This window comes from Pirellulales bacterium (assembly GCA_036499395.1).
Taxonomy (GTDB): Bacteria; Planctomycetota; Planctomycetia; order Pirellulales; family JACPPG01; genus JACPPG01.
On record DASYDW010000122.1, the window covers coordinates 146,782 to 165,892 of the forward strand.

At 59.5% G+C, this 19,111-nt stretch carries 15 protein-coding genes and 1 tRNA gene; 8 read left to right on the top strand and 8 right to left on the bottom strand.

Annotated elements, in window-relative coordinates; translation table 11 throughout:
* The first annotated feature begins 134 nt into the window (after positions 1-134).
* On the top strand, positions 135-656 hold the full coding sequence (gene rimI / locus VGN12_23315) for a ribosomal protein S18-alanine N-acetyltransferase (protein HEY4312398.1): 522 nt from the start codon (positions 135-137) through the stop codon (positions 654-656).
* Positions 657-677: 21 nt separating this feature from the next.
* On the opposite strand, the gene VGN12_23320 is transcribed toward rimI, so the two are convergent.
* On the bottom strand, positions 678-1,160 hold the full coding sequence (locus tag VGN12_23320) for a YfcE family phosphodiesterase (GenBank protein HEY4312399.1): 483 nt from the start codon (positions 1,158-1,160) through the stop codon (positions 678-680).
* A gap of 430 nt (positions 1,161-1,590) precedes the next feature.
* Between VGN12_23320 and VGN12_23325 the strand changes: the two genes are divergently transcribed.
* Both VGN12_23325 and VGN12_23330 read left to right on the top strand, forming a co-directional pair.
* A complete protein-coding gene (locus tag VGN12_23325; protein ID HEY4312400.1) occupies positions 1,591-2,346 on the top strand; it encodes a lysophospholipid acyltransferase family protein in 756 nt (251 codons plus the stop codon).
* Between the two features lie 140 nt (positions 2,347-2,486).
* Complete coding sequence (locus VGN12_23330; protein HEY4312401.1) at positions 2,487-3,107, top strand: DUF1080 domain-containing protein; 621 nt, start codon at positions 2,487-2,489, stop codon at positions 3,105-3,107.
* A 49-nt stretch (positions 3,108-3,156) separates the two neighbouring features.
* Here the strand turns inward: VGN12_23330 and VGN12_23335 are convergent, their stop codons facing one another.
* A complete protein-coding gene (locus VGN12_23335; GenBank protein HEY4312402.1) occupies positions 3,157-4,347 on the bottom strand; it encodes an ATP-grasp domain-containing protein in 1,191 nt (396 codons plus the stop codon).
* Positions 4,348-4,538: 191 nt separating this feature from the next.
* Between VGN12_23335 and VGN12_23340 the strand changes: the two genes are divergently transcribed.
* Positions 4,539-6,224, top strand: coding sequence for a vWA domain-containing protein (locus VGN12_23340; GenBank protein HEY4312403.1), 1,686 nt, complete (start codon positions 4,539-4,541; stop codon positions 6,222-6,224).
* Between the two features lie 202 nt (positions 6,225-6,426).
* On the opposite strand, the gene VGN12_23345 is transcribed toward VGN12_23340, so the two are convergent.
* Both VGN12_23345 and VGN12_23350 read right to left on the bottom strand, forming a co-directional pair.
* Positions 6,427-6,843 carry a CAP domain-containing protein gene (locus VGN12_23345; protein HEY4312404.1) on the bottom strand — a complete coding sequence of 139 codons (417 nt, stop codon included), beginning with the start codon at positions 6,841-6,843 and terminating at the stop codon, positions 6,427-6,429.
* Between the two features lie 418 nt (positions 6,844-7,261).
* Positions 7,262-7,963 (bottom strand): hypothetical protein, encoded by a 702-nt coding sequence (locus VGN12_23350; GenBank protein ID HEY4312405.1) that lies wholly within the window; start codon positions 7,961-7,963, stop codon positions 7,262-7,264.
* A 152-nt stretch (positions 7,964-8,115) separates the two neighbouring features.
* Between VGN12_23350 and VGN12_23355 the strand changes: the two genes are divergently transcribed.
* A tRNA-Arg gene (locus VGN12_23355) sits at positions 8,116-8,188 on the top strand.
* A gap of 97 nt (positions 8,189-8,285) precedes the next feature.
* Here the strand turns inward: VGN12_23355 and VGN12_23360 are convergent.
* The 3 genes from VGN12_23360 to VGN12_23370 all read right to left on the bottom strand — a co-directional run bounded on the left by VGN12_23360 (position 8,286) and on the right by VGN12_23370 (position 10,126).
* The gene (locus tag VGN12_23360; GenBank protein ID HEY4312406.1) at positions 8,286-8,726 is read right to left on the bottom strand and encodes a DoxX family protein; all 441 of its coding nucleotides are present in this window, start codon (positions 8,724-8,726) and stop codon (positions 8,286-8,288) included.
* Between the two features lie 101 nt (positions 8,727-8,827).
* A complete protein-coding gene (locus VGN12_23365; GenBank protein HEY4312407.1) occupies positions 8,828-9,526 on the bottom strand; it encodes a pirin family protein in 699 nt (232 codons plus the stop codon).
* A 117-nt stretch (positions 9,527-9,643) separates the two neighbouring features.
* On the bottom strand, positions 9,644-10,126 hold the full coding sequence (locus VGN12_23370; GenBank protein HEY4312408.1) for a MarR family transcriptional regulator: 483 nt from the start codon (positions 10,124-10,126) through the stop codon (positions 9,644-9,646).
* A 183-nt stretch (positions 10,127-10,309) separates the two neighbouring features.
* On the opposite strand from VGN12_23370, the gene VGN12_23375 reads away from it, so the two are divergent.
* The 3 genes from VGN12_23375 (at position 10,310) to VGN12_23385 (ending at position 17,641) form a co-directional block, all read left to right on the top strand.
* Positions 10,310-13,270, top strand: coding sequence for a DUF1553 domain-containing protein (locus VGN12_23375; GenBank protein ID HEY4312409.1), 2,961 nt, complete (start codon positions 10,310-10,312; stop codon positions 13,268-13,270).
* 13 nt (positions 13,271-13,283) lie between these two features.
* On the top strand, positions 13,284-14,711 hold the full coding sequence (locus tag VGN12_23380; GenBank protein ID HEY4312410.1) for a DUF1501 domain-containing protein: 1,428 nt from the start codon (positions 13,284-13,286) through the stop codon (positions 14,709-14,711).
* A 428-nt stretch (positions 14,712-15,139) separates the two neighbouring features.
* Entirely contained in the window at positions 15,140-17,641 is a 2,502-nt protein-coding gene (locus tag VGN12_23385; GenBank protein ID HEY4312411.1) for a sodium-translocating pyrophosphatase, read from the top strand.
* A 203-nt stretch (positions 17,642-17,844) separates the two neighbouring features.
* Here VGN12_23385 and VGN12_23390 read toward each other — a convergent pair whose 3' ends face one another.
* Positions 17,845-19,008 carry a hypothetical protein gene (locus VGN12_23390; protein ID HEY4312412.1) on the bottom strand — a complete coding sequence of 388 codons (1,164 nt, stop codon included), beginning with the start codon at positions 19,006-19,008 and terminating at the stop codon, positions 17,845-17,847.
* Positions 19,009-19,111: the final 103 nt, after the last annotated feature.

Here is a 19,111-nt window from a genome sequence, read left to right on the forward strand (position 1 = left end):
ACGGAAGCTGACATCGAACCAGCGCTGTGTGTCGTAAACGACCTTCCGCCGATGTGGCGAAGAGTGTTTTGCGACGGACCTCGTCGATGATCGTTCCGGCGGAATTGGGCCGACAAGGAAGGAGGCCGTCGTCGATGCGTTCGGATCAAAGGCAGGAGCTCCGCGCTCATATTCGGTGGATGATTCGCCGTGACATGGCTGAGGTGTTGGCGACCGAAGCCGAAAGCTTTGAATTTCCCTGGTCCGAGGATGATTTCCTCCGTCAGTTGCGTCAGCGCAATTGCATCGGCATGGTGGCCGATTGCGACGACCAGGTCGTCGGGTTCATGATTTACGAGCTGCATAAAACGCGGCTGCACGTATTGAATTTCGCGGTCGCCCGCGAGTATCGCCGCCAAGGCATTGGTCGGCAGATGATCATGAAGTTGACCGGCAAGTTGTCACAGCAAAGGCGCAGCCGTTTGTTGCTCGAAGTCCGCGAAACGAACCTCGACGCGCAACTGTTTTTCCGATCACTCGGTTTTCGGGCCGTATCGGTGCTGCGCGGGTTCTACGAAGACACTCCCGAAGATGCCTATGTCATGCAGTATCGGTACCGCATGGCCGAGGTGCCTGACGTAGTTCCCTTCAGCCAGGTCACGCGTCGCGCGGGCTAGTTCGCCGGCGCGAGCCGTGTTTCACAACGTCACGTCGGTCACTTCGAGCGTCGTTAGATCGACGATCGCCAGCGAATGCGGAGTGGCGCGGTACAACGCTCCCGGGTTGAGCACGACCGTCTTTTTCTCGCGGCGCAAATCGCGCTTGTGGGTATGGCCCGAGCAGACCAGATCCCAGCGGTCGCTGGCAATGGTCTCGCGCAGCCGGGGCAGGTCGTGACCGTGCAGGAAGGCGATTCTACGCTGCTCTAATTCCAACTGGCCGAAGGCACCGTGATTCGTTTGCCCTGCGGCGCGGATCGCCTCGTCGATTTCGTCGACTTCTTCGTCCACATTTCCCAGCACGAAGTGCGTGGGCCATGTGGCGAACAAGGGAATGATCTCGGCCGTGCCGATATCGCCACAATGGATGACGGCCACGGGATCGAAACTTTCCAGCATGCGAATCGCTTGGCGCGTGTTGGCAACGTGACCGTGCGTGTCGCTGACGACTCCCAATAGCATGCCGGGCCCCCCATTTCGTAGGTCAGACACAAAGCGACGGCGGATGGACGAATTACCACCTAAATGGCCCAGGACGGTCCGCTTCCCCGCGGTTTAGGTAAATAATCGGCATCAATGCGCCGTGCTTGCGCGAACTCCCTTGGCAAGTTATAGTTGTCAGACGGCTTCGGCGTGTAGGGGCATCGCTCGAATGGCCGTCTGCCCGCGTCCGCGGACCTCGGGGGCTGATCGCGGACGCAGGATCCCACCTGCCGCTCGATGAGCGGTACCGTCCGGGCGTTGTGCTCTGCCGGGCGCGTTTTGCCTGCCATGCCGTTGACGCCCGCCTTGATACCGCGACAACATCGATCACAGCACAATTTCATTCACAGCATAAGCGAAGATGTCGGGAACCCAGACAACCTGGCTGGCTATTGGAACGATTTCGTTGATGGCTGTTGCGCTCGTGGTGTGGGTGGTGCGGATGTATCGCCGCATGCACTTTACGCTCGCGCAGTTTCCGCTGTTCTATCCGTTTAACCTCGTCATGGCTCGCGTCCTGTGGCGTGCGCAAGTGACCGGCACGATCGACATTCCGCCGGGGCAGGGGGCCGTGATTGTTTGCAATCACATTGGTCCGATCGATCCTTCGTTCATTGCGCTGGCCACCAACCGTATCGTGCATTGGATGGTAGCCAAAGAGTATGTCGTCCACCCGGCGATGTCCTGGTTTTTCAAGATCATGCAGTCAATACCCGTCAATCGCCGCGGAGTCGATACGGCCGCCACAAAGTTGGCGATCCGCTACGCGTCGCAAGGGGGGTTGGTGGGGCTGTTTCCCGAGGGCCGCATCAACGACTCGGACCGGTTGCTGTTGCCGGGCCGTCCTGGCGCGGCACTGATCGCGCTTAAGGCGCGGGTACCGGTCGTGCCTTGTTATTTGCGCGGCGCTCCGAATGATGGCACTTCGACGGGCGCGTTTTTCCTGCCGGCCAAAGCACGGCTTAAGATCGGCAAGCCGTTGGATATTTCGGAGTTCTTTGGCCGAGAGAACGACAAGGAAGTACTCGCCGATTTGACGCGACGGTTCATGATCGAGATTGCGCGTCTTGCCGGGGTCGAGAATTACGAGCCTGAACTGGCAGGCCGTCGTTGGCGCACCGCCGCCGACGTGGAGAAAGAACATGTCGCCGACGTGTCGGCCTGACGCGGGGCCACCCGGCGCTATTGCGACGGCGAATTCCTGCCCCATCCCACCGCCGGTTTGAGTTGCGGTGGGCGACAGTTTACATTGTGAGCCACAAAGCCATTTACGCGAATTTCGTCATCAATCGCCGGAGCGACACCATGCCTGCCCGTCACTCGTTTCTATTTGCATTGCTTCTCTCTTTTGTCGCCGTGACCCACGCGACGGCGGACGAAGGTTTTAAACCGCTCTTCGACGGACGCACGCTGACGGGTTGGACCGGAGACGACAAATTGTGGAGCGTCGAGGACGGCACGATCGCAGGTACTACCGAAGGTGTGAAGCTTCAGAAAAACACGTTTTTGGCGACCGAAAAAACCTACAAGAATTTCGTTCTGAAGGTTAAGTTCAAGCTGCGAAACGGCAATTCTGGCATTCAATTTCGTAGTAAGTCATTCCCCGAGCATGTGGTCCGCGGCTACCAAGCTGATATCGCCGAGAACGTGTTCATGGGCATCCTCTACGAAGAAGGGGGGCGCGGCATCCTGGTGAACGTCAAGGCCAGCGAAGTCGCCGAACACGTCAAGAAAGATGATTGGAATGAGTACGTCATCACTGCTGACGGCCCACACATCACGCAAGTCTTAAACGGCTTTACGACCGTCGATTACACCGAGAAAGAAGAAGTCGGCGCTAAAGAGGGCATCATCGCGTTGCAATTGCACGTCGGGCCCCCCATGCGCGTGTGGTTCAAGGACATCGAGATTCGCGAGCTGCCGTAAGCGGGGCGATACCCTATGCGAGACAATAGTTCCGCCGAGCGGCAATGGGTCAGGCGAACGGTTTCGTCCGGCACCCCATCAGGGCGTCGTTCCACGAGTGCGTCGTGCTGGCCAACGCGCTGACCATTTCGTCGTGCGTCGCGGCCGCGGCGAACACTGTCATGACGGGCTGCCCACGCTTGATCGCCGTGCCCGCGTGCGGAATATCGGCAACTAGCGGTTTTGCGTCGCTGTCGCGCGCGGCGAGCGCCTTGGCCGTTAACGCGTCGTCGATCTGGATGTCGTGGTTGGCATAAAGAATTCGTTTGCCGTGCCAGGAGTCGCCGGCCGGCGGTGGGATCTCGGGAATCTGCTCGTCACGACATGCCGCGACGTGGGCGCCGACGGCCGAGAACGAGGCCGCTCGTTCGAGGATTTCGATCGAGGCTGTATAGCGTGGATTGATTTCGACGGGCCAGATTTCGCGTCCATCGTCGATGAAATCGACGCCGAACAAACCGCGCAGGTGGAAGAATTCGGCCAGCACATTCCCGAGTCGCTGCAATCGGCTGTCACGCCGTGCATCGGCCGGCAGCGGTCCGAGAGAGCCCGCATAGCGAAAGTGGCCGCCTTGTGCGGTGCCCGAGACTAATAGTTGCTCGGTGGCACCGAGCAGTCGCGCTTGACCCGCGGCGGCGAGGTAGATCGCAGCGCAGGCGCGTCCTTCGACGTAACGCTGAAAGTAATGCGTACGCTGGCGTCTGTCGGACGTAGGTCGCTGCGTTCCGGCCGGTTGCAGTTGCCAGTGCCCGATCCCTGCGCCGGCGCTCAAGCTGCGAGATTTTCGCAGCCATCGCTCTGCATGCCCTAGGTCTTGGGGAGTGCGGCGAATTTCGGGGACGGCCAGGTGCGCCGCGCGTAACACGCGGCTAACGGTCCAAGGGTCGCGAATTCGCGACAATACGGCCCCACCCATTCCCAGCAACGGCCGCTGTGCGGCGATGCGATCGATCAACGTGGGGTGATTTTCGAGCGCCCCGGTGTACATCCAGGGACCGTCTGGAGCGTTCCGGGCGGCGGCGTCTAGGCCCTGCGGGTAGCCTTCCACCGCCACGACGGGACTGTGCGATGCAAGGTCGGCGTCGGCAAACTGATCGGCGCACGAGGGCCGCAGTCCGGCTGCCAAGGCCGAAAACGCCGCGGCGCGCGTACTGGCCCCCAGAATAAGCAGCGACCCGGAAGTGGCGTTGCGAAAAGTCATCGATCGAGGACCAGTTTACCAAACGCAGGGCAGTGAAAGTGGCTTGGTTGACGGGACGTATCGATCAAATCAGACGACCCGCAGAACGAAATTGACCTATGTTTTAGTTGCATATCGCTAAAACCCATCGACGTCGATCACCGACGCCTGAAAAACACCTCTGAATTGACTCGAAAGAAGGCAGGTGGATCATGCGCAGCTTGCATCGCGCCGCGGTTCGCTGGACGACCAAGAACCGTTGGGGGCGCAAGGGAACTATCACGATTCTGGCTGCCATTTTCATGGTGGCAATGTTAGGCATGGTGGCCTTCAGTGTCGACGTCGGGCACGTCGCCAAGACGCAGGCTGAGTTGCAGCGTGCCTGCGACGCGGCGGCGCTCGCAGCGGCGAAGGCCCTGGTCAACGGTAATGGTGCTGCCGATGCGGCTGCCACCAGTTACCTGGCGCTCAATAACGTCGCCGGCAAGGCCATCGATCCGACGAGCATGACTGTCGAGCATGGTCAATGGAGCACGACAACAAGTAGCTTTTCGACGTCCAGCAGCACGCCCTCGGCGATCCGCGTCACGCTGCTCGACAATAACGAGCCGTTGTTCTTCGGTCGGGTGCTAAACAAAAGCTCCGTCAATTTGTCGGCCCAGGCCGTGGCCATGCACCAGCCGCGCGACATCATGCTAGTGCTCGATTTCTCGGCCTCGATGTGCTACGACAGCCAGTTCTATAACATGAAGCTTTTGGGGCTGCCATACGTGCAGAGCTGCTTGCAGCAGATCTACACCGATTTGGGTAGTCCTGTTTATGGGAACCTGACGTTCACGCCTCAGTACGCAACGATCACGGGCATGGCGCCGACCAATGGCAACATGGCCCAGATCAAGACCCAGATTCAAGACAACGGCGTGCAGGTGACATCGACCAAGAACATTACTCAGGTCAAGCTGCAATTCACGGACGGCACCACGCAAACACTATCCGGCAGCGGCACCAGCGGCACTTTCAATGCCACTGGTAATAATGCCAGCAAGACAGTTAGCATCGCCTGGGTGAAGTCTGGCACGAACGACAGCGGCAACCCTACTGGGTCGGGCGAACGTTTCGGCACCGATGCGACAACATTGGCGAAAGCCCTTGGCCTGACGAACGTTACGTACCCGTATTCGGGCGACAGTTGGGCGAACTACTTCAGCTACGTCCAGTCGGATAGCTACGTGGCGGCTGCCGGCTATACGAACATGTACGGCTACATGACCTGGCTGAATTACTTGCAGGCCAGCCGGTACACGCACCAGCAAACGCCGGCACTAGCCAACACGCACGAGCAGCCGGTCAGCGCCCTGAAGGATTCAGTGACGAACTTCATGGGCTACATCTCGGCCGCGGCCGAGGATGATCGGATCGGCCTGTCGATTTATACGTACTCCGATAGTACGGCAGTCCTAGAAAGCGCACTGACGCCTAACTACAGCACGCTGTCTACGATCGTTGCGGCCCGGCAGGCCGGGCATTACATCGGCGGCACAAACATCTACAACGGCATGCAAACCGCGCGTTTGCAATTGCAGAACAACGCCCGGACCAACGCGTTCAAGATGATGGTCCTGATGACAGACGGCGTGGCGAACCTGCCCGGCTCGACGACCAATGCCAAGAACCTGGTAATTCAAGAGGCGAACGCCGCCGCGGCCGCCAGTATCCCCGTGGTCACGATCAGCATGGGCGCCTTGGCCGATACGGCGCTGATGAGTCAGGTGGCCTCGATCACCAACGGCGTGTACTTTGACATCCCGGGCGGACAAACGGCCGCGCAGTATTCGGCACAATTGAACGCGGTGTGGAAACAAGTGGCCGACAATCGCCCGCTGAAGATCGTGCAGTAACGAGAATTCGCGCCTGGCACCGGCGTGACACAAAACGTGCGCCCGGTATCGCTCGTTAGGCTAGCCCCTCGCGAGCGATCAAGATCCGGCCGGAACGAGCGCTTTGCTCCCGCTCGCTCCGGCCGATCGTTTTTTCGCCGCGCTATTCATTGACCGTGGCAACGCGCTCTCGCACGGCTCAATCAGAGTTTCGTCGTCGGGTTTACCGCAGGAATTGCTGGCACCAGTAGACGGTTCCATCGCTGGCCGTATAGGCCGCGACGCCGATTTTGCGGTACGAGGAACTGAGAATATTCGCCCGATGCCCTGAGGAATTCATCCAGGAGCGAACCGCCTCGGTGCTCGATTGCTGACCCATGGCAATGTTCTCGCCCACCGGAGCCGTAGTGTGCTGCAGTGAATGGGATCGGGTCATCCAGGCCGTGTGGCGCCGTGCCGAACGAACCAGCTTGCCGTCGACTTCCAACGGGGGCAAGCCATGTCGCTTGCGCTCGGCATTGGTCTTGGCGACGACTCGTTCTTCGACCGGGTGCATCAATACGACGCCGGGGGTGGTCAATAGCTTATCGGTCGGGGCCACGTTCCAAACGAGCGCCAACAATAACATCTCGCTGTACATCTAGGGTCCTCCCTGGCTGAAAATGCGGGGCTTCGCCGGTCCCGATAGTTCTAGCGGTGATGGGTTCCACCCACCGGAGAACGACGGCGAAACACACTCATTATGACGGTGAGCGTACCACCGGCCCGACGTTCGGCCGATTCGTAAGCACGCTCTCAAAAAGGCTGCGCATCCTTGCAGCCACCGCGCCGTAGCACGGCCCACGCGTCCGGCGTATCCTGTATTCACCCTATAGGGTATTCGCCGATATGATCCTTCAAATCGCGTATTGAGTGTCGAGCATACTGATCGAGATCACTGCGCCAACCACCTAATCTCGCCACGCGTAAAAATAATCGGGTGCGACGTGCGAGGTTTATCGCGATTTGGCTAGCCCAAGAAATATTCGGGACTTGCGGCGCGCCGGATCATCGTAAGTTCAATAACTACGACAGTCGCAAGCACGAATATCGCTGTTTGGCACGCACTTTTTTACCGTTTTGTAATATGAACTGCGGGAACGAAGGGGCTTGAAGCCATTGATGTGCAGGCTCTTTGGCGTCCTCGATCGGCTGCCCGCGAGGGGTGCCTCGGCGACAATTGGCGAGAAGAAAGTCTGGATTCGCGGATCACGACGAGATGCCGAAAACAAACAGGCAAGAATTCGTTCGTATGGCGAAAAATACCCGAGTCCGCATGGGATGCGCCTGGCAGTGCCCGCGACAGTGTTCATCGCGGTCATCTCGCTGTTTGCTGGCGCCGTGGAAACCTTCTCCTCCAACTCCTGCTGGCGCTTGGACTCCTCGGCCATTATCCCGCCGTGTTGCGTGCCCCAGTAATTGGGCGTTCGCTGACTGATCTTCAAGGCTTGGAAGACCACAGTCTGTTCCTTGCCCGCATTCGGAGTCGCAGCGACTTCACGCAGCTTACGAACAAGTCGCTTTGAATTATGTCGCATCCGTCGTCGAGGGTTTTTCGATCGTTCTTTTTGTTCGATGGGCCGGAAAACTTCATAACCGGTGGACCAGAGAATCAAATAGCAGCACGCGTGTTCGTGTCGATTCAGGGCCATTTCGCCTGGAGCTTCGAGGATCCAATACTTAGCAAGAGTCTTTTGCGCGGCATCGCCTGGAGCGGCCACGCGCCGGTTGATCGCTTTAACGAACCTGTGACGCCTGGAGCGTGCCTACAGTCGCATGCCAGCAATCGCGATCCCAGGCAGCGCGCGTAACACCAAGTCGGCTGGGCGACTCATTGCGGCATGACGAGCGCAAATCTAGAATGTAGGTTCAGGCACCCGTAGCCCAATGGATAAGGCGTCGCCCTCCGGAGGCGAAGATTGCAGGTTCGAGTCCTGCCGGGTGTATTTTGATATTCCCAAGGCGTTCGACCTTGGAGAGGCACTATGCGGTGAGTTGCCGGTATATTTGGCGCGGCTTTTCGTTATGTCAGCTACCCGGCCGCTAGGCTGGCAATTCGTTTGCAGCCGCGTGCCGCGCCAATAGCGTGTCCAGGCTGCCAGCGCCTGAGCCATTGGCGATGATGAAGAGCATCGCGCCGATCATCGACAGGTTCTTCATGAAGTGAATCATCTGGGCCTGCTGCTCCGCTTCGGGTAGTTTCCAGAAGGCGTGGAAGTAGTAGCTTGCCATGGCCAGAAAGACCAGCAGCATCACCGCGCCAATGCGCGCCTGATAGCCCAAGATCACCGAGGCGCTGCCGAGCAACAGAAACGTAATCGCGCCGACCAATAGCAGCCGCGGCGAGGGCATTCCGACCTTGCCCATCACCTCGGCGACCTGATCGAAGTGGGGGATTTTGTTGCCGACGGCACTCATGCAAAAGATGATACAAAGCAGCACACGTCCGGCGATGCTTACGACGGGTGTCAAGGGATTGGACATCGGATCCTCGTCTTAAGGATTGTGGAAGTGGTGAACCGCAAAACCCGCCTGCTAGACTTTTCAAAACCGATCGACATCGCGCGCCTTTGATCTCGCCTCGTTCAAGCGAGATCGAATAGCAGCACTTCGCTGGCCCCCTCGCTGGCGAGCGAGATCCTCTTCTCGTTGCTTACAGCCACGCCGTCGCCAGCCGAGAGCGCCGCACCGCCTGCGTTTACCTTGCCACGCAGGACTTGCAGCCAGGCGTGCCGGCCAGCGGCAAGCTCGTGCGACAGTTCGAGTCCCGCTTCGAGCGTGGCCAGGAAAAGACGCGCATCCTGGTGGATGGCGAGCGATCCCTCGGCCGTATTCGGCGACGCGACTAGCAGCCACTTTCCTGGCCGCATCGCGTCTGCAAAGGACTTCTGTTCGTAACTAGGTGTCAGCCCCGCTCGTTCCGGAAGTAGCCAGATCTGGTACAGGTGGACCGGTTCCGTCGCGGATGGGTTGAACTCGCTGTGCCGGATGCCGGTGCCCGCGGTCATGTGTTGCAACTCGCCGGGACGCAGGACTTCGCCGTTGCCTAGACTGTCGCGATGCTCGAGAGCGCCCGACAGTACATAGGTGACGATCTCCATGTCGCGATGGCCGTGCATACCGAATCCCTGACCCGGTGCCACGGTGTCCTCATTCATCACGCGCAGCGCGCTGAACTGGGTATTTGCGGGATCATAGTAGTCACCGAAGGAAAATGTGTGGAACGTATCCAACCAGCCGTGATTGAAATGCCCTCGCTCGTTGGCTCGTCGAACCTGGAACATGGAAGTCTCCTCGATTTCGCATTCGCGGATGAAGCTAACTGGTGCCCGTCGCTCAATAGTTGATACGTCAAGTATTTAGCGAAGTTCGCGCTTGGTCGGGTCAGGTGATCGGGCCGGCTACTCAGGCGCGTCAGCGAACGACGTGCGAATCTTCTCCAGCAGCGCATTAAGTTGCGTAAGTTCGCCGACCGACAGTCCGGCCAGCAGCCGTTTGTGCATGTCCAAGAGAGGTTGGTCGATCTTGGCAAGTAGTTTCGTAGCTTTTGCCGTCAACGAGACGTACACCACGCGGCGGTCTTCTTCGCATCGTTGGCGGGCGACCAGGCCGGCTTCTTCCAAACGATCGATCAACCCGGTGATGCCTGGCACGACCGTGATCGTGCGATTGGCAATTTCGAGAATCGGTAGCGGTTGCCCCTCGCCGCGCAAGATTCGCAGCACGTTGTACTGCGAAGGGGTCAACTCGAATTCGCGAAACAGCCGGCTAAAGCGAATTTGCAGTTGATCGTTGGTGCGTACGATATTCAGCGCCGCTTCCTGCTCGACGGAGTCGAAGGGGCGTCGCTTTTTTAGTTCGTGTTGTAGTCGGGTAGTCGTCATGGTTGCCTCACCTTGTAATACTTGACATGTAAAGTATATACATGTCAAGCTCTTGGAAATCAAGCTTTTTCGCTTCCCGCGGCGCCGCGCCAAAAATACTTGGAGTAACGCATTCTGACGGGATAGAATGAGTCCGAGCGTCTGACATTTCCGCCCCAAGCCTCACACCACCAACGGCTTACCGTGACCAAACCCCTTCCGCTAACTGGAAGAATCGCCGGCCGCTTCTGGCGGCGCGCTGGCGGGGTGGTGGATGGCGGCCCATTCGTACTGCGGACGGTGGCGATCCTTATTTTGGCGTCCGCCTCGGCGATTGGAGCCGAGGGAACGGTACTGGCGCCTGCCGCCGCCGACCTCGAGTTTTTCGAAAAGCAAATTCGTCCCTTACTGGCGCAGCATTGCTACGAGTGTCACGGCGTAAAGAAATCGAAGGGCGGATTGCGGCTCGATGTCGCGGCCGGTTGGCAACGCGGGGGCGATTCGGGGCCAGCGGTCGTCGCTGGAAAACCAGACGAGAGCCTGCTCATCGCGGCCGTGCGTCGCGAGGGGCTCGAAATGCCGCCGACTGGCAAGTTGCCCGACCAGGCAATTCGTGCGCTCGAAGAATGGGTCGTCCGCGGCGCGCCGGCGCCGGCCGATGCAGGGAAGCCTATCCCGGCAAAGGTTTCCCGCACGATCGATATCGAAGCCGGACGTCAATTCTGGGCCTATCAACCGCCGCACGCCACGGCGCCACCGCAGGTGGATGATCCAGTATGGTCCGTGCATCCGATGGATCGATTCATATTTTCAAAACTGCAAGAGGCGGGTTTGCGCCCGCAAACGCCCGCCGAGCGAGCGACCCTCGTGCGGCGGCTGTACTTCGACCTATGGGGACTACCGCCCGATGTCGATGATCTGATCGCTGTCGAGAGCGATCAATCGCCGGATTGGTACGAACGGCTTGTCGATCGGCTGCTGGCGTCGCCGCGCTTTGGCGAGCGGTGGGCGCGGCATTGGCTCGACGTGGTCCGATTTGGCGAATCATTGACTCTACGAGGGTTCATTCTGCCGGACGCCTGGCGATACAGAAATTACGTGATCGAGTCGTTCAACGGCGATCGACCGTACGTGCAGTTTCTGCGCGAACAGGTGGCGGGTGATCTCTTGCCGGCTGACACGATCGCCGACCGGCAACGACAACTGGTAGCGACGACGTTTTTGGCGCTGGGAAATACGAATCTCGAAGAGCAGGACAAGCGTCAGCTCGATATGGACGTCGTCGACGAGCAACTGGACGTAATCGGCAAAGCATTTCTCGGTCAGACGATCGGCTGCGCCCGTTGCCACGACCACAAGTTCGATCCCATTCCGACTCGCGACTATTACGCCTTGGCCGGGATCTTGCGAAACGTGCAAACGCTGGCCCACGAGAATGTTTCGAAATGGATGAGCGTGAATTTGCCGCTAGCGCATGAAGATGAAGGGAAATTCGCGGAGTTCGAGGCGCAGGTCGCCGCGGTCGAAACCAAGGTTGCCAAGCTGAAGGAACAATTGGCTCGTGCCGATGGCCAGAAGGCAGACGACGCGAAAGTTGCCGCCGCAGCCGATCTACCGGGAATCGTCATTGATGATAGTCAGGCCAAGCTCGTTGGCGCGTGGCAGACGTCGCAAAGTGTGAAGCCGTATATCGGCGCAGGCTATGTACACGATTCCGACCAGGGAAAAGGGGAAAAGACGGCGACGTTCGCGCCAGAATTGCCCAAGAATGGTCGCTACGAGGTACGGCTGGCGTACACGGCGGCCGACAATCGCGCCAAGGACGTGCCGGTCACGGTATTTAGCGCCGAAGGCGATAGGCTGATTCGCGTGAACATGCGCGAGCGGCCTCCGATCGACGGCCGTTTCATTTCGCTAGGCCAGTATCGTTGCGAGGCGGCAGGCCAGAATTTTGTGCTGGTCGCTAACGAAGGAACCACGGGGCATGTGGTCGTCGATGCCGTGCAGTACCTGTCGGCCGACGACGACAAGCCCGCCGCCCGTCGCGAAGAGCTTGCCCAACGAATCGCGCCGTCCCAGGACGAGATCAAGCCTGACGTAAATCTCGTTAGGCGGCGCGGGGAGCTCATAAAACTCGAAAAAGATCTCAAGCATTTGCGCTCGACGGGTCCGAATCGCCCGCAGGTCATGACCGTGATCGAGCGCGCGAAGATCGAGGACGCGCCACTTCATATCCGCGGCACCGTCCATTCGCTGGGAGAAATTGTGCCACGCGGATTTTTACAGGTCGTGGCACCCCAGGCTGTCACGCCGCTACCGGCTGACCAAAGCGGTCGCCGGGAACTGGCCGATTGGATCGCTTCGCCTGCGAATCCGCTCACGGCTCGCGTCTTTGCGAATCGCGCCTGGCATTGGCTTTTCGGGCAAGGCCTGGTCCGCACGGTCGATAATTTTGGAACCACGGGCGAATTGCCTTCTCACCCAGAGTTGCTCGACCACCTGGCGCTATATTTCGCGACGCATGATTCGTCCATCAAGCAACTTGTCCGCTACCTGGTCACATCGCGAGCTTACAGGCAACGCTCTGAGGAAGTGGAAGCAACCCGGGCGGCTGATCCGGAGAATCGTCGGTTGGCGCGGCAGAACCGGCAGCGGCTCGAGGCCGAATGTTTGCGCGACGCGATGCTGGCCGTCAGCGGGCAATTGCGGTGCGTATACGCCGACTCGACGATCCGTTCGGATGCGAAGACCGACTACGAATACGTCGATCACGACACGCTTCGCAGCATCTACGTGCCGGTATTGCGAAATTCGCTACCGGAACTGTTCGAGGCGTTCGACGGTGCCGATTCGAGCATGGTCACCGGTCGTCGCAACACCAGCACAGTGGTGCAGCAAGCGTTGTTCATGATGAACAGTCCGTTTGTGAAGGAGCAAGCGATGGCTGCAGCACGCCGATTGCTTGCGCTAGACTTGGCGGATGACGACACGCGATGCGAACATGCGTTTCGCCAAACGTTGGGAAGGGCGCCACGCATGGCCGAATGCGAAGTCGTCCGCAAATTACTGTCCGAAACACTGGCGACGAGCAACGATCGTGAACTAGCCTGGGCCGACGTGTACCATATGTTATTCTCGTCCCTCGATTTCCGCTATCGCGATTGACGGTCCAGCGAGCATGGGAAACCAGTACGACATTTCGCGGCGTGCGTTCTTGCAGGGGGCGGCCTGCGGCTTTGGCGGGCTAGCGTGGTCGGCACTGGCCACGGCGGAATCGCGCGCCGCAAGCACAAGTAGCCTGCAGACGCCGCATTTCGCGCCGCGTGCGAAGCGCGTGATCTTCCTGTTTATGCAGGGGGGCGTAAGCCATGTCGACTCGTTCGATTACAAGCCGCGGCTGGCGGCCGACGACGGCAAAAAGATGTCGTTCGACGATGCGCGGCAGGCAGCCAATACCGGCATGGGCGAGTCGACGCATCGTGTGATGAAATCGCCCTGGAAATTCGCGCAGCATGGCGAGAGCGGCCGCTGGGTTTCGGACCTGTTCCCCGAAATGGCCCGGCACGTCGACGATATGTGCCTGCTGCATGGCGTACATACCGAAGGGGTCGCTCACGGTCCGGCAACGCTCTTCTTGCACTGCGGGGCCACGCAATTCATTCGGCCCTCGATCGGCTCCTGGGTTCTGTACGGGCTGGGATCCGAAAACGAGAGCTTGCCAGGATTCGTCACGATCGCGCCGTCGGCCGGGAACGGCGGAGCCCGTAACTACGGCACGGCTTTTCTGCCTGCGGCCTTTCAGGGCACCGCGATCGGCCGGGCCGGAACGCCGATTATGCAGTCGGGCCTGCGCAATCTCGCGCCGACGACTATAGGGCGCGCTGCACAACGTGTACGGCTCGACCATCTGCAGGCGTTGAACGAGCTGCAGCGCGAGCGCCACCCGGAGGATTCCCAACTCGAGGCCGCGATCCGTTCCTATGAACTGGCCTGGCGCATGCAAGAGACGGCACCTCGGGTATTGGATCTGGCGGATGAAACGTCCGAGACGCTGGCCCAATACGGTATCGGATCGCCTTCGACCGATAATTTTGGCCGGCAATGCCTGCTCGCGCGGCGGCTGTGCGAAGCGGGATCCCGCTACATCCAGGTGACCTACGGTGACAATACGGCCAATCCGGCCTGGGATCAGCATTCAAATCTGCCCAAGCATGCCGAGCATGCCCGGGCTGTGGATCTCCCGATCGCGGGCCTGCTTACGGATTTGAAGCAGCGCGGCCTGCTCGACGACACGATCGTTTGGTGGGGGGGCGAGTTCGGCCGAACTCCCTATGCTGAGAAGAACGGCACGGGCCGGGATCATAACCCTCGTGGGTTTACAGTGTGGCTGGCCGGCGGTGGGTTTCGGGCCGGTTTTTCTCACGGAGCCACCGACGAATTTGGCCACATTGCCGTGACGGGTAAGGTCCACATGCATGACCTCCACGCTACGATTCTGCACCAATTGGGGCTCGACCACGAACGCCTGACCTACCGATACGCCGGCCGGGATTTCCGACTCACGGACGTGGCGGGGCGGGTTGTGGGGGGAGTGATTGGCGCGTAACAGGCCGGCCGCCGTTTGGATCTTCCGTTAATTTTGCCGGTTCGGAGCAGCTTCGACGTTGCGCAATTCCGGTGGCCGACACCTGAGACGAGGACGCCGCGGGTCGGTGGCTGTGGGCGGCGACCGCCAATTAGGCACATGACACCTTCCCCGATTAGGGAGCTGTAGTTACACTACTGCCCATGCAAGGGGGGTCGTTGGTCAGGGCAGTCTTTTGCCTTTAGGGTGTGGCAGCGGCGTTGGGGTTTAAGTTCCCGGCGGGCGCTGGCCAGTCGATCGGGCCCTCTTGAAGCGCGGTTGCCACGTTCGTCTCGAGCGCGACCGCGAGTCCTGAAATCGTTAACGGTGTCGCCGTGTTGATTTGCGGCGGCCTGACAAGCGCTTCAGCCCGAACACGTTCGAGTCCAACACTGTACCGGAGACAAGCCGTGAGATCGTTTCGTCTTTTACCCACGATAGCGATTCGCCTGGTCCTCGCCTCGATTGCTCTGCTCGTTTTGGGATCGACCGCCATGGCGAGCGAGGCCGATTTGGCCATTCCCGATCTGAGCCTGGGAAATTTCAAAATCGGCGGCACCGAGATTGATGCCTGGCATCTGTTGTTCTACGGTTCGTTCGTGATCATCGGCACGTTGGGCATCAGCCTGTTCTTGCGGCGGCAAATCAAGAATCTGCCGGCACACGAATCGATGCTGGCCATCTCGGAAATCATTTTCCAGACCTGCAAAACCTACCTGATCCAGCAGGGCAAGTTCTTGATGATGCTGTTCGCCATCATCTCGGTGGCGATGATGTATTACTTCGTCGGCTTGCAGCATAAGAGCGTGGAAACCGCGCTGACCGTGCTTGCCTTCGCCTTGGTGGGCATCGTGGGATCGTACTGGGTGGCCTGGTACGGTATCCGCGTGAATACCTACGCGAATTCGCGGACTGCGTTCGCTTCGCTGCGGGGCGAGCCGTGGGACGTGGTGAGCATTCCGCTGCGTGCCGGCATGTCGATCGGCCTGTTCTTGATCTCGCTCGAGCTGGTGATGATGGTCATCATCTTGCTGTTCGTCGATCGAGAGATCGTCGGTATCTGCTTCCTGGGCTTCGCCATCGGCGAATCGTTGGGTGCCTCGGCATTGCGAATCGCCGGCGGTATTTTCACCAAGATCGCCGACATTGGTGCCGACTTGATGAAGATCGTCTTCAACGTCAAGGAAGACGATCCGCGTAACCCGGGCGTGATCGCGGACTGCACGGGCGACAACGCCGGCGACTCGGTCGGGCCGACTGCCGACGGTTTCGAAACGTACGGCGTGACGGGCGTGGCGCTGATTTCGTTTATCGTGCTTGCAATTCCCGTGGCCCAGTCTGACCTGCAAGCCAAGCTGATCGTGTGGATTTTCGCCATGCGGTTCTTGATGGATTTCATGTCAGGCGTGTCGTACTTCATCAACCAGACGATCTCCGAGAGGCAATATCGCGGGTTGAAGGAATTCAACTTCGAAGTTCCGCTGACCCGTCTGATCTGGATCGCAGCTACATTGTGCATCACCACGTCATTCTTCATGAGCTGGTTGCTTATCGGCGACCTGGTCGTTGCGGACAAGCCGATGCCGACCCTGTGGTGGCAGTTGGCCTCGATCATCAGTTGCGGCACGTTGGCTGCGGTGCTGATTCCCGAGTTCACCAAGGTGTTTACGAGCTCGCACTCGAAGCACGTTCACGAAATCGTCACAGCCTCGCGTGAAGGTGGCGCTTCGCTGACAATTCTCTCCGGCATGGTGGCCGGTTACTTCAGTGCGTTCTGGATGGGACTGCTGATTGCGGGCCTGATGGGCGGTGCGTTCTTCGTCAGCCAACAAGGGCTCGACAGCATTATGCAAGTGGCCCTGTTTGGCCCGGACGCGCCGCTCGTGGGCGTCGGCTCGATTTTTGCCTTCGGCCTCGTGGCGTTCGGCTTCCTGTGCATGGGGCCGGTCACGATCGCGGTCGATAGCTATGGCCCGGTGACGGACAATGCCCAATCGGTGTTCGAACTATCGCAGATCGAATCGATCCCGGGCATTAAGGAGAAGATCAAATCCCAGTTCGGCTTTACTCCCGACTTCGAAGGGGGCAAGCACTATCTAGAAGCTAACGACTCGGCCGGTAATACGTTCAAGGCCACGGCCAAGCCGGTGCTCATCGGTACGGCCGTTGTCGGTGCCACGACGATGATCTTTTCGATCATCCTCATGTTAGGTAAGGCCGGGCTGCTGCACATCAGCTTGACCGACGCCCCCGTGTTGCTGGGCTTCATCTGCGGCGGGGCCGTGATCTTCTGGTTCTCGGGCGCCTCGATGCAGGCCGTGACGACCGGTGCCTACCGGGCCGTGGAATTCATCAAGAAGAACCTCGACCTCAATAAGACCGAGGCCGATATCGAGGACTCGAAGACCGTTGTTCGCATCTGCACGCAGTATGCCCAGAGCGGCATGTGGAATATCTTCATCGCCTTGATGTCGATTACTCTGGCTTTTGCCTTCTTCGATCCGAACTTCTTTGTCGCCTACCTGATCGCGATTGCCGTGTTCGGCCTGTTCCAAGCCATTTCGATGGCTAACACGGGCGGATCGTGGGACAATGCCAAGAAGTACGTCGAAGTCGACTTGCGTGAAAAGGGAACCCCGCTGCACGCCGCGACCGTTGTCGGCGATACCGTGGGCGATCCGTTCAAGGACACCACGTCGGTGGCGTTGAATCCGATCATCAAGTTCTCGACTCTGTTCGGCTTGCTGGCGGTCGAGATCGCTGTCGAGATGAAGGAAGCCGCGCATACTAAGGGGACGCAAGACTACACGCCGGTCGTGGGCGCGGTCATGCTCGTCATTGCCTTGGTCTTCGTCTGGCGATCGTTCTACTCGATGCGGATTCCGCAGAAGCCGGGTGCGAAGGCCCACTAACGAACGACTTGCCTCGGCGAGAATCTGTAATTCAAGCGGCCAGGCTCGAAAGGTGAGCCTGGCCGCTTTTTTTGCGCGCTTCAGCTCAATGCCAGATCGTAAGGCCAGACTCTCGTCGAGTAGGGGGGCACTAGGGGCGCCACGGCCTTCTAAAAAATACTGGTGCCCAGAGGGCACCCTACGAATCGCCTGCGGACGTACGATCACTCGCCGTCGGGAAAGACGAGCGTCAGCGATTGCAGGACGAGGAAGATTCCCAGCACGCCCAGAATCAGATAAGGGGCGTAGCCAAAAAACGCGTTGCCCGTGATCTTTGCGAGCGCCGCGGCCACGAGCAGCAAGACCAGCGACGCCAATAGCAGGCCGCAGCCAACCGACGTCATCGTTCCTTTGAACGTGCCGTGCTCGGAGTGCTCTTCGTCATGAAGCTCGATCGTGCGACCCTTGGCCAGGCTACGCGCGATGGCTTCGGTCAACTCGACGTCGCGGCAAGCATCGGACCAGGTGGGGAGCGCTGGTTGCGCCGCGATCGCGTTTTGAAATTCGTCGAGGGCCGCCGCAACTGGATCCCAGGCCGGAAAAGATTCATGCGAGGTTTGGCCGCCCGTGACAATCTCCAACTCGGTCGGTTCGCCGGCATGCGCGAGGGCCAGAGACGCCTTTCCTTTATTACCGCGTATGACAATTGCCGCCCCTGCGCCGTGATCGGCAGAACCAACGCTCCACCGTGCCAACACGCTGCCGGAACCGGTAAGTTGCACGCCCAGGTTCGCGTAGTCGGCTTCCTCCTTGCCGCCGGGGGCGTGGGCCGAAACGCTGGTTAACTCGCCCGACAAGGCTCGCAGCAATTCGACATCGCGCGCGAATTGCCGCAGAACCGGCACGCGCTCTCGATTCTCGATGGCCCGTTCCATGACGATCTGTTCGGCGGCGCCGATCGGCGAATCGGCCCCCGCGGTCACGATCGCGGCCAATCGCTGCAGCCCTGCGTGCCAACGAAAGGGGATATAGGGCAGCATCACACAGCCGGTCTCGCGACGGATCATATCGAGCTCATAGCAAATGAGCATCGAATCATCGACCGGGTGCGTGAGGATCAGCGGGACGCCGGCTTGCACCAACTTGCGCAGTTGATCGGCCCGCTCGTCGGAGTTCGCACCATAGCTGACGATCACGGCCTCGGCCGTATCGCTAGCCAACAAGGCCTCCCAGAATTCGACGATTTGCAAGTGAGGTGCAATCGTCCGTAACTCGCTCTCGGCCCCGTTGACCTCGCAGCCGCTTGTGAGCTGATGCGCGGGATGCCGCGCGATCCCGTGGGCCAATTCCAGCGAGTCAGCGTCGAATCCAAGAAGTGCGAATTTCATCAAAGGTCCTTCGGCCGCCGGCGTGGCAGGGAAACTGAACGTGATCGTTCTTTAATCCCTTTGGATTTTAACCATCCGCGGACGGGCACAAGCCCCCGCAGGC

Excerpts from the sequence above, each read along its gene's own strand:
- VGN12_23340 (HEY4312403.1), top strand. The coding sequence starts at position 4,539 with ATGCGCAGCTTGCATCGCGCCGCGGTTCGCTGGACGACCAAGAACCGT.
- VGN12_23335 (HEY4312402.1), bottom strand. The coding sequence starts at position 4,347 with ATGACTTTTCGCAACGCCACTTCCGGGTCGCTGCTTATTCTGGGGGCC.
- VGN12_23370 (HEY4312408.1), bottom strand. The coding sequence starts at position 10,126 with ATGACGACTACCCGACTACAACACGAACTAAAAAAGCGACGCCCCTTC.
- VGN12_23330 (HEY4312401.1), top strand. The coding sequence starts at position 2,487 with ATGCCTGCCCGTCACTCGTTTCTATTTGCATTGCTTCTCTCTTTTGTC.
- VGN12_23390 (HEY4312412.1), bottom strand. The coding sequence starts at position 19,008 with ATGAAATTCGCACTTCTTGGATTCGACGCTGACTCGCTGGAATTGGCC.
- VGN12_23325 (HEY4312400.1), top strand. The coding sequence starts at position 1,591 with ATGGCTGTTGCGCTCGTGGTGTGGGTGGTGCGGATGTATCGCCGCATG.
- rimI (HEY4312398.1), top strand. The coding sequence starts at position 135 with ATGCGTTCGGATCAAAGGCAGGAGCTCCGCGCTCATATTCGGTGGATG.
- VGN12_23365 (HEY4312407.1), bottom strand. The coding sequence starts at position 9,526 with ATGTTCCAGGTTCGACGAGCCAACGAGCGAGGGCATTTCAATCACGGC.
- VGN12_23360 (HEY4312406.1), bottom strand. The coding sequence starts at position 8,726 with ATGTCCAATCCCTTGACACCCGTCGTAAGCATCGCCGGACGTGTGCTG.
- VGN12_23380 (HEY4312410.1), top strand. The coding sequence starts at position 13,284 with ATGGGAAACCAGTACGACATTTCGCGGCGTGCGTTCTTGCAGGGGGCG.
- VGN12_23345 (HEY4312404.1), bottom strand. The coding sequence starts at position 6,843 with ATGTACAGCGAGATGTTATTGTTGGCGCTCGTTTGGAACGTGGCCCCG.
- VGN12_23320 (HEY4312399.1), bottom strand. The coding sequence starts at position 1,160 with ATGCTATTGGGAGTCGTCAGCGACACGCACGGTCACGTTGCCAACACG.